A 9,052-nucleotide genomic window follows, 5' to 3' on the forward strand; every position below is an offset into this window, starting at 1 on the left:
AAGTCTCCATTGCCAAGAATGAGATGATCTAATAGGGGAATTCCCAAAATAGTAGCGGCGTCTAGTAGCTGACGGGTTAAGTCTAAATCAGCTTCACTGGGTTCTAGGCTGCCGGATGGATGATTATGGGCCACAATCACGCGGGTGGCTCCCTGTTTGATTACTTCCCGAAAAATCTCACGGGGATGGGCTAGGGTTTCGGTGGCGGTCCCCAGGGAGATGATTTTAGTCCCCAGGAGCTGATGCTTGACATCGAGTAGCGCGATCGCAAATCTCTCCTGGGATTGCCACATGAGATCTTGGCTGAGGGCCGCCGCTGCTACAGCGGGATCGTCCACCAGTGTACGCTCGGCAGGACGGTTTTGAAAAACCCGTTTACCCAGCTCCAGGGCCGCTAAGATAGTGGTCGCCTTGGCTTCGCCCACACCGGGGACCGTCATCAGCTCCTGGTGGGTGACGTTGCGCAAGGCATCCAGGGCGGATGTCCCTTCCCAGGCCAGCTGATTGAGAATATACTGCCCCAGGTTAACTGCCGACAGCTTGTTGCCTCGACTGACCCCGGTGCCCAGTAAAAGCGCTAGTAGCTCAGCCAGGGTCAGATTTTTGGCTCCATAGGCCATCAGCCGCTCCCGAGGCCGCTGGTCTATTGGCATGTCTTTGACCCGCAGATTGTAGCGTGGGGTCTTGCGATCGCACAGGCGTGTCATAGGCGTAGACTCAGTGGCATAATGGGCAATGCGCTGTCGGACAGCAGCACCCTGCTTTAGTGAGCCCATCAGTTCTCCGATAGCAACTCCATTCCCACGAAATCATCGTGAGCTGTTTAGTTACCTAAGGGTGATGCCCCATCTCCAACCCATTCCCGCCAATATCAAAAAGGTCCGTCAGCAGCTGGGACAGTTTAGCTGTCTAGTGGCTCCCCCTCAGCTAGCGGCTGCTCAAAAGAAAGACGTCATTAATGCGCTGCTGTGGTTTAGCGACCTAGCCGACTATGAAACCCTCGGCATCTGTACAGATACTCTGGCTGCTGGTATCACGGCCACAGAAGCCTATGTTGGGAAATTAGCCCGTCCCATTACCCTGGACCTGCCCCCACGGGACGGCCCAGTCTATATCAAGTTCAATACCCTCAAAGGTGCGTGGTATCTGGACGATTATGTCGGTCCTAATCGGGGTGTCCTAGTATCTTTTCACGCTAGCGAACCCGAGTATGAGCTGGTCAATGGTACCTACGGGCCGTTTCCTCTAGACTTGTTTGACTAGGGTTTTTAAGCCGTAAGCGCCCCCTGAGCGGAGTCGAAGGGGACGCTGGTTGTTCGTGGGACGGTTACGTTAGCCCGACGTCAAAGCTTATGTAGTCACCAACCCATGCTCCAGAGCAAACCGCACCAGCTCGGTGCGGCTGTTGGTCCCTGTTTTGCCAAATAATCGGCTGACATACTTCTCAACGTTGCGTACCGTTGTACCCAAACGGCTGGCAATTTCCTTATTCATCAGACCTTCTGCCACCAGATTGAGCACATCCTGTTCGCGAGGAGTTAAATCAATCCGAATGGGGGACGTTTTTTGGGGAATCGTGCCGCGCTGGGTCAGCAGGGCCTTGATCTCTTCAATTTGCCGAGCCATGGCGGCAATATCGGGGGTAGCTCCGGCCTCCGGTGTGCGGGCCGCCTGTCGTTCAATCAGGTTGCTGACCATGGCCACCAGCTCTTCGGGGTCAAAGGGTTTCGATAAATAGGCATCACAGCCAGCGTTGTAGCCCTGGATGCGATCGCTAGTCATGCCCCGAGCCGTCAGAAAAATCACCGGCAGTGACTTATAGCGAGGATCCTCACGTACCTGCTTGAGAAACTCATAGCCATTCACCTCGGGCATCATAATGTCCGAAATCAGCACATCTGGAGCTTCCTGCTGTAATAGCTCTAAACCTTCAGTGGCATTGCTGGCGGTGCGCACCTGAAAGTCACTATCTTCTAAATAGGCTTGAACCGCCTCGCGCAGACCGGGTTCATCATCGACTAACAGGACTCGTCTCGGTGCCTCTGCCATGGTTTTTCCTTTGACGCTACAGTTTCTAAGCTTAATCGGTATTGGGGCATCCCCATGGAACCATCCCATGGGGCCTACTCCCCTGTGTCTAATCCCCAACCCTGAAAAATCCTATCCCATTAATACCGATCCCTGACATTTACCCGTCAATAGCGTCTGCTAGGTTGCAGGCAAATTGTAGCCAGATCGTATTAGCAGGTACCCTGACAGCCCTATATTTCAGTCGATTATGCCGATCGCCATAAAGTTAAAAAATATACAGAATTACGCGTAGGCAACTGCTGCTGCTGATACCATTTGAGTCCTTTCACGATAGGATGATTAAGAATCATCTAAACTCCGAGCGGAATACCGGGGTTTATGGGATGCTTAGCCAAACTAGCCTCGGCGTAAGGCTTTGCTCCAACCATTTAGATCTAAGGAAACAATCAGGAAATTCGGTTATGGCTCTTCAACTAGGCGATCAGGTCCCAGACTTTACTCAAAAATCTTCCGCTGGCGATATCAATTTCTACGAGTGGGCTGGCGATAGCTGGGTTGTGCTTTTCTCCCACCCGGCTGACTACACCCCCGTTTGCACCACTGAGCTAGGCACGGTTGCTAAGTATCGGGCTGAGTTTGACAAGCGTAATGTTAAGACAATTGCGCTGAGCGTTGACGGCGTAGACTCCCACAACGGTTGGATTGGTGATATCAACGAAACCCAGAGCACCAATGTTGACTATCCCATCCTGGCCGATGAGGACAAAAAGGTGTCCGAGCTGTACGGCATGATTCACCCCAACTCCAGCACAGGCAATACGCTGACCGTACGCTCCGTATTTGTGATCGACCCCAATAAGAAGCTGCGTCTGTCGATTACGTATCCTGCTAGCACCGGTCGTAACTTTGACGAGATTCTACGGGTGATTGATTCACTGCAGCTGACTGACTACCACAAGGTGGCGACTCCGGCTAACTGGCAAGACGGTGGCGACTGTGTGGTTGTCCCCTCGATCTCTACTGAAGATGCCAAGAAGCAGTTTCCTAAGGGCGTTACTGAAGTTAAGCCCTATCTGCGGATGACGCCTCAGCCTAACAAGTAGGTCAATAAGTAGTCTGGCTTGGCTAGAACTTAAGGACGTTTTCGGTAAAAGCTATCGGTTATTCAGGCCCCCAAACCCCCAAGTTTGGGGGCTTTGATGTTTAGCTTCCCGCTACACTGATAGGCTAGCCCTTTTTCTCAAGCTACTGTTGCTCTCACGTCGTACATTTTTACAAGCCGGGGTCGGTATGATCCCTGGCCTTAGACCTCAGCCGCTGACGATGCAGCTGGACTGGCGGCTTAATGCTCAGTTTGCAGGACTGTGTGTGGCGCAGGCTCGTAACTACTATCAGCGCCAGGGGTTGACGGTAACGCTTAACCCAGCGCCACCCGATTTGGATGTGGTGCAGACGGTTGTATCTCAGCCCCATACCCTTGGCTGTGCGGAGGAGTCGCTGATCTTGGCGGCTCAATCTAGAGGGGTAGAGGTGGTTGCGATCGCAGCCATGCTCCAAGCATCGCCCCTGTCCCTCATGAGCTTGCCCAATGGCGGTCTGCACGACCTATCTCAGCTCATCGGCAAACGTATCGGTGTTCACAGTGATGGTCAAAAAGCCCTAGAGCTGGTGCTGTCTCTCCACAATATTGCTCCGGCTAGAGTAAACACGATTGAAATTCCCTATCAAAATAAATATCAGCGTCTGATCGATGGCGAGTTTGATGCCGTACAGTGCTACGCCCTTGATGAACCTATCCGGTTTGCCCAGCGTATAGGTCAGGCCCCTGTACTACTGACATTTAGCGATTATGGGTTTGATGCCTACAGCCAGGTTATTTTTGCTCCGGTACAGCTAGTCCACGAGCAGCCCGAAGTGATACACCGATTTTTAACGGCCACCTTTGCTGGTTGGCGTTGGGCCATTAACCATCCATCTAGTACGGCACAGCTTTTAATTGATCGCTATGTAGAACCTGACTATCAGGATATGACCTATCAGGTAGAGTCTCTGAAGATGATTGCCACCTATATGCAGTGCGATCGCCAACGTCTAGGTGTGCTGGATCAGACGCGATGGCAGCGCTCTGCCCAACAGCTAGCCCAGGCTGGGCTGATTGATGCCATGCCGGACACCTCGGTTGACCTAAACCTATGGCCATAGCCTGTGGTCATAAAACATTGTATTTTCTCGTTCCCCTATGCGCGTTCCAGGTGCCATTCCCCATTAGGATAAAAAGACTGCACACCCGACATTTACGGCACAAAGGCTCCTATGGATATCAAGCAAGGTTTTGTTGGCACCGTTGGCAACACCCCGCTGATTCGTCTCAATAGTTTCTCCGATGAAACGGGCTGTGAAATCCTAGGCAAGGCCGAATTTCTAAATCCCGGTGGCTCAGTTAAAGATCGGGCCGCCCTATTTATCATCGAAGATGCTGAAAAAAAGGGACTCTTAAAACCAGGAGGCACCGTTGTCGAAGGCACTGCTGGCAACACCGGTATTGGTCTCACCCATATCTGTAATGCCAAGGGTTACAAGTGTGTCATCATCATTCCAGAAACCCAGTCCCAGGAGAAAATTGAGCTGCTACGCACCTTAGGTGCTGATGTCCGTACGGTGCCAGCTGTGCCCTATCGCGACCCCAATAACTACGTCAAAGTGTCAGGTCGGCTAGCCGAGGACATGGATAATGCTATCTGGGCAAATCAGTTTGAGAATCTAGCCAACCGTCAGGCCCACTATGCCACCACCGGTCCAGAAATTTGGCAGCAAACTGATGGCAAGGTGGACGCTTGGGTGGCGGCCACGGGGACCGGTGGCACCTATGCCGGTACTGCCATGTTTCTCAAAGAAAAAAATCCTGACATTAAATGTGTCGTGGCTGACCCCATGGGTAGCGGCCTGTACAGCTATGTCAAAACAGGTGAAATTAAGTCTGAAGGTAACTCCATCACTGAGGGCATCGGTAACGGTCGTGTCACCGGCAACATGGCCGGAGCCCTTGCCGATGACGCCATTCGCATTGACGATCCCGAAGCGCTGCGGGTGGTTTATCAGCTCCTTTATAAAGATGGACTCTTTATGGGCGGATCGGTGGGGATTAATGTAGGGGCGGCTGTTGCTCTAGCCAAGCAAATGGGACCCGGTCATACGATCGTCACTGTATTATGCGATAGCGGTTCTCGCTACCAGTCCAAGCTATTTAGCCGAGAATGGCTAGAGACAAAAGGTTTATGGTCTGACCAGCTCTTACCACCTGCTTAAGATAGGCGTGACCGACTGTCAACCGTTTGCTCCATGGCAACATATTGGTTGAGGATGACTTTATCGGGTTTGTTTTATCGGGTATGGTTGAGATATCTGCCTGTACCACCATCGGCGGGATCTAGATAGGGTTTTAGGTAAATGCCGCGCGGCTGCTCGGTGCCTAAAATCTCATTGAGGGTACCTAAAGTCTCATTTGTCAAAATACTTGTCCCGAACAAATCTGTACCCGGCAATCGAGTACTACCAACAAACGTATTAACGGCACTGGTATCTGTCCCAGCATCAGCTAGGGTGATATTAGAAAAAACGGCATCGCGTGTAGTTACAGGATCCTGACCGACAGGGACGGTAAACACAATCCGGCAAGCATCCAAATTTTCATCGGTGGTAGCACAGACCGTGTTATAGCCATTCTCAATGTCGATACGCAGTTCCACTAGGCCATCTGGTCGGTACTCTTCTAAGCGGGCACTAATGGTTTCACAGCGGAGTTCGGGCGTCCAGCCACCGCCCATTTCTGTCGGGACTGCCCAAGGATAAGCTTGTCCTGGCGCACTCTTAGGACGGTACATAACTGTGTACTCACCCTCCTGAATCTCGCAGGTAAACCGAGAGCTGGCTGTTTCAGGCGTCTCTTCCCCATTGTTGGCGAAGGCCAATCCAGCGATAGGCCCTAAAGTAATGCCTAGGGTAAGGATACTAGCCTTACCTACCGACAGAATTGTAGAGAACGGAAGAGATTTGCAGCCGGTCTGACGCGATGATGCCCAACCCATGGTTTACTCCTTGCGTATGATAACCAATGTCTCCATACCAAGGGTAATGGTAGCTTAGCTAGCTGGGCACTCAGTTAGGACCGGTGCGTAAACTGGCTGCGCAATTTGTAGCAAATCTGTAGCAAAGAAGCAGGTGGCAAATTCAGTTAACCATGGCAGTGCTTAAACTTTTTCCCGCTGCCGCACCAGCATGGTTGATTACGCTTGGGCAATATCGGTGGCAGCAGCTCGCCATCGACATAAAACCAGCAGCCATTTTCTTTGATAAATTTGGAACGCTCGTGGAGCTGTCCCCAGTCTGGCTGGCTATGGACGGCTACAAATTCTACATAGCCGCTGGTATCGGCCTGACGGCCTTGGCGAGTGCTGACTACGGTAAGCAATTCCCAAACCGTGGCCTTTACGCTTTTGATCAGGTTAATGCGGTCATCAAACTTGCGTGTTGACGGGTGGCGGGTAGCCACCAGGTACTTTACATTGCCCTGGCAGTAGGCTACGTATCGCGATCGCATCAGTGCTTCAGCCGTTGGAGCTACACTTGTAGCCGTCAAATAAGGCTCACAACAGCTGCTATAGGGACATTGGCTACCACAGGGACATGGATCGTTAGAAGACATGATTCTGGCTTCACCTACAGCCGTCAGACCATCAGAAACAAGTCTCACCCACTGCCTAGTCTTCTTCTAGACTATCAACGCTTAACGGGACCAACTCATGATCCGTCGTAAACGCCAGCCACATTTCCTCCTGGGGTTCAATGGTCGTACCTGTCAGGGCGCAGCGCTCAGGGCGTAGGGCCTCAGCCGCCATAATCGAGCGAATCTGCTGACGCTGTATCTGAAAGCCAGGATCGTCAGAATTTTGGCGGACATAATCCCAAAGCACCTCCCGCACCAGCGACTGATACCCACGACTGCCTGCCAGGGTCTTAAGCTTGTCAATGAGTTCCCGTTCAAACCGGATACTGGTGACTTGCATATCAGTTGTGGGCAGCTTGGTGTTGAGGCTCATTAATCGGTTTAAGGAATTTTACAAATGTCTTTTATGCTACAGCTGTAGCATAAAAGATTAGGGATAGCATACACCCGAGTGTACCGCTCTAAGAAAAAGTTGCTATCTGTCTACGGGATGAGGGGTGTACCTTACACACATTACTACAGGCATTATCAATAGCCTAGCGCCAGAGCGCACAATTATGGGGATATTGATGGGCCAGGTTAAAAACTGGTTGCTCAGATGAACAATGGATTATCGAAGTGATCACTGAAGTGATAAAAGCACCTCAAAAGAAACTAGACTCAATTTTCCCTCGATCTGTTCCGAAATAACTGGTAGCCAGATGGATTTGTAAGGAGTATATATTGAAAGTAAGCTGATTAGCAGCATTCTCTCTTAGTTCCCAGCATATTCGGCTATATCTTCCGTAGAAATATCAAAAGCTTTCGATTAGTAAGATTTGTGCCAAGGTCAAGCATACTTTGCAAAAGTGTTATCAATCTTGATTTAAAGCTAGCTAAGTTTAACAAAATTGATTCTGAACCATTTGAGTGATTGTACGAAATAAAAGGAGTTGTTTCTGTAGCTATAGTGGACATCACAGCTAGCTCCCATGGTCCAGATTGATTCTATATCAGCAATTGTGCAGCAATCCTTACTGTCACGTTGAGGCCAACTGGATAATCTAGAAGTACGGGATGATTGCGCTAAGGCTCACTGCTGATATAGCTCTGGAATCGATGTTTGGCTACCTGGATAACGTAAAGAAACCAAACATCAGACAACGGGGTCTTCAAAAGAGTTCAATCAAAGTTGCCCCGTAATTAGTAAGAGTTGATTACTCTGATTTGTTCATTAGCTGACAGGGATCGCCATGACTACTAATCGGCAAGTGCCTTACCTCATTGGAGATAACAAAAAGCAGTCCTACTCCGGCCGCCTGCATCAGCGGTTAGATGAAGCAATGCAAGAGGGCACTGAGGTTCAGGTTCGTCTTCCTTGGGGCGGGCTAAGCGGTGTTCCCGTTTATCTAGACGATACCTGTGTTGAGATCGTCTATGTCCATGTGTATGAGCCTGAAGACGACGACGAACTCGATGATGAGGTATCACGTCGTACCGTATGGTTAGTACGCCTAGAGGAAATCAGTGCTGTTTCCTTCGTTAGCGAAAGCTGGTCTAAAGAGCGTTTGGAAAAACTGTTCGTTCCAGAAAAGAAGGGCGAAAACACCTCTGTTCAGGATCTGGGCTCTGAAGACTCCATTGATTAGTCGAACCTAAACTTCTGCAGCACCCACTGCTTTGCCCGGCGAATAGCTTCATTACGGCTGTAAGCTTTGGGTACAGCCACTGCACTACCAGTCGCATAATCAATCCAGGCTGTGTAAATTTTGACCCCTAAGTGGGTGCCGCTGGCGATCTGAATCGTTACGCCGCGATAGGGAAAGGCCAAGACGGTATGAATATGGTCGGGGTCAGCAATATGCATAGGGATGGCCAAGGACCGTTGTATTTATCATTTATAGATCTATTCAGTCCCTGGCATGGCCAATCAAATTGTTCGTTATGGACTCTTTGCCTCAGGTATACTTCTTGCCTCAGGTATACAGGTCAGCTACGTACTCTCCGTAGCCGTTGTAGATTAACGTATCGCGTTTGACCCAGTTCCAGGGATCGCCCTCACCTACCATGCGTTCGCGCTTTTGCGACCAGCGAGGATGGGATACCTCTGGTTCTACATTCGCTTCAAATTTGTATTCATTGGGCGAAATGGTATTCCAATAAGTGGCTGGCTGCTCTGCTAAAAATTCGATTTTGACGATGGATTTGGCCCCTTTAAATCCATATTTCCAGGGCACCACCATCCGAATTGGGGCACCATTCTGTTTGGGCATGGTGCGTCCATAGAGGCCCACGGCAAAGAAGGCCAGCTCATTGGCC

Annotated in this window: 13 protein-coding genes; 6 read left to right on the forward strand and 7 right to left on the reverse strand. The window is 50.5% G+C overall.

Annotation, left to right across the window (positions count from 1 at the left end):
* The coding region (gene radC / locus IQ260_RS22255; protein ID WP_456152055.1) for a RadC family protein at nucleotides 1-776 on the reverse strand (776 nt) is incomplete at its 3' end.
* A 64-nt stretch (nucleotides 777-840) separates the two neighbouring features.
* On the opposite strand from radC, the gene IQ260_RS22260 reads away from it, so the two are divergent.
* Nucleotides 841-1,263: a DUF1824 family protein gene (locus IQ260_RS22260; RefSeq protein ID WP_193995282.1), complete on the forward strand. Its 423-nt coding sequence runs from the start codon at nucleotides 841-843 to the stop codon at nucleotides 1,261-1,263.
* Between the two features lie 87 nt (nucleotides 1,264-1,350).
* Here the strand turns inward: IQ260_RS22260 and IQ260_RS22265 are convergent, their stop codons facing one another.
* A complete protein-coding gene (locus IQ260_RS22265; protein WP_193995283.1) occupies nucleotides 1,351-2,049 on the reverse strand; it encodes a response regulator transcription factor in 699 nt (232 codons plus the stop codon).
* Here IQ260_RS22265 and IQ260_RS22270 point away from each other — a divergent pair.
* The 4 genes from IQ260_RS22270 to IQ260_RS22285 all read left to right on the forward strand — a co-directional run bounded on the left by IQ260_RS22270 (nucleotide 2,048) and on the right by IQ260_RS22285 (nucleotide 5,337).
* Nucleotides 2,048-2,185 (forward strand): hypothetical protein, encoded by a 138-nt coding sequence (locus IQ260_RS22270; protein ID WP_193995284.1) that lies wholly within the window; start codon nucleotides 2,048-2,050, stop codon nucleotides 2,183-2,185. The genes IQ260_RS22265 and IQ260_RS22270 overlap by 2 nt on opposite strands.
* Nucleotides 2,186-2,492: 307 nt before the next feature.
* Nucleotides 2,493-3,134, forward strand: a complete 642-nt coding sequence (locus tag IQ260_RS22275) for a peroxiredoxin (RefSeq protein WP_193995285.1) — start codon at nucleotides 2,493-2,495, stop codon at nucleotides 3,132-3,134.
* Nucleotides 3,135-3,321: 187 nt separating this feature from the next.
* Nucleotides 3,322-4,233: an ABC transporter substrate-binding protein gene (locus IQ260_RS22280; protein ID WP_193995286.1), complete on the forward strand. Its 912-nt coding sequence runs from the start codon at nucleotides 3,322-3,324 to the stop codon at nucleotides 4,231-4,233.
* Between the two features lie 111 nt (nucleotides 4,234-4,344).
* A complete protein-coding gene (locus tag IQ260_RS22285) occupies nucleotides 4,345-5,337 on the forward strand; it encodes a cysteine synthase A (protein WP_193995287.1) in 993 nt (330 codons plus the stop codon).
* A gap of 74 nt (nucleotides 5,338-5,411) precedes the next feature.
* Here IQ260_RS22285 and IQ260_RS22290 read toward each other — a convergent pair whose 3' ends face one another.
* From IQ260_RS22290 to IQ260_RS22300, 3 genes are all read right to left on the reverse strand, one after another.
* Nucleotides 5,412-6,116 carry a COP23 domain-containing protein gene (locus IQ260_RS22290; protein WP_193995288.1) on the reverse strand — a complete coding sequence of 235 codons (705 nt, stop codon included), beginning with the start codon at nucleotides 6,114-6,116 and terminating at the stop codon, nucleotides 5,412-5,414.
* A gap of 146 nt (nucleotides 6,117-6,262) precedes the next feature.
* Complete coding sequence (locus IQ260_RS22295; protein WP_193995294.1) at nucleotides 6,263-6,733, reverse strand: YchJ family protein; 471 nt, start codon at nucleotides 6,731-6,733, stop codon at nucleotides 6,263-6,265.
* A 55-nt stretch (nucleotides 6,734-6,788) separates the two neighbouring features.
* Nucleotides 6,789-7,127 (reverse strand): hypothetical protein, encoded by a 339-nt coding sequence (locus tag IQ260_RS22300; protein ID WP_193995289.1) that lies wholly within the window; start codon nucleotides 7,125-7,127, stop codon nucleotides 6,789-6,791.
* Between the two features lie 859 nt (nucleotides 7,128-7,986).
* Here IQ260_RS22300 and IQ260_RS22305 point away from each other — a divergent pair.
* Complete coding sequence (locus IQ260_RS22305) at nucleotides 7,987-8,382, forward strand: hypothetical protein (RefSeq protein ID WP_193995290.1); 396 nt, start codon at nucleotides 7,987-7,989, stop codon at nucleotides 8,380-8,382.
* Here IQ260_RS22305 and IQ260_RS22310 read toward each other — a convergent pair.
* Together IQ260_RS22310 and IQ260_RS22315 are read right to left on the reverse strand one after the other, a co-directional pair.
* Complete coding sequence (locus tag IQ260_RS22310) at nucleotides 8,379-8,600, reverse strand: hypothetical protein (protein WP_193995291.1); 222 nt, start codon at nucleotides 8,598-8,600, stop codon at nucleotides 8,379-8,381. The two genes, IQ260_RS22305 and IQ260_RS22310, sit on opposite strands and share 4 nt — an antisense overlap.
* Nucleotides 8,601-8,709: 109 nt before the next feature.
* The coding region (locus tag IQ260_RS22315) for a molybdopterin-dependent oxidoreductase (RefSeq protein ID WP_193995292.1) at nucleotides 8,710-9,052 on the reverse strand (343 nt) is incomplete at its 5' end.

It is taken from the genome of Leptolyngbya cf. ectocarpi LEGE 11479 (assembly GCF_015207065.1).
Classification (GTDB): domain Bacteria; phylum Cyanobacteriota; class Cyanobacteriia; order Phormidesmidales; family Phormidesmidaceae; genus Leptothoe; species Leptothoe ectocarpi.

Bases quoted from the DNA above. Each gene is read 5' to 3' on its own strand.
- IQ260_RS22260 (WP_193995282.1), top strand. From the start codon at position 841: ATGCCCCATCTCCAACCCATTCCCGCCAATATCAAAAAGGTCCGTCAG.
- IQ260_RS22270 (WP_193995284.1), top strand. From the start codon at position 2,048: ATGGTTTTTCCTTTGACGCTACAGTTTCTAAGCTTAATCGGTATTGGG.
- IQ260_RS22265 (WP_193995283.1), bottom strand. From the start codon at position 2,049: ATGGCAGAGGCACCGAGACGAGTCCTGTTAGTCGATGATGAACCCGGT.
- IQ260_RS22275 (WP_193995285.1), top strand. From the start codon at position 2,493: ATGGCTCTTCAACTAGGCGATCAGGTCCCAGACTTTACTCAAAAATCT.
- IQ260_RS22280 (WP_193995286.1), top strand. From the start codon at position 3,322: ATGATCCCTGGCCTTAGACCTCAGCCGCTGACGATGCAGCTGGACTGG.
- IQ260_RS22285 (WP_193995287.1), top strand. From the start codon at position 4,345: ATGGATATCAAGCAAGGTTTTGTTGGCACCGTTGGCAACACCCCGCTG.
- IQ260_RS22290 (WP_193995288.1), bottom strand. From the start codon at position 6,116: ATGGGTTGGGCATCATCGCGTCAGACCGGCTGCAAATCTCTTCCGTTC.
- IQ260_RS22295 (WP_193995294.1), bottom strand. From the start codon at position 6,733: ATGTCTTCTAACGATCCATGTCCCTGTGGTAGCCAATGTCCCTATAGC.
- IQ260_RS22300 (WP_193995289.1), bottom strand. From the start codon at position 7,127: ATGAGCCTCAACACCAAGCTGCCCACAACTGATATGCAAGTCACCAGT.
- IQ260_RS22305 (WP_193995290.1), top strand. From the start codon at position 7,987: ATGACTACTAATCGGCAAGTGCCTTACCTCATTGGAGATAACAAAAAG.
- IQ260_RS22310 (WP_193995291.1), bottom strand. From the start codon at position 8,600: ATGCATATTGCTGACCCCGACCATATTCATACCGTCTTGGCCTTTCCC.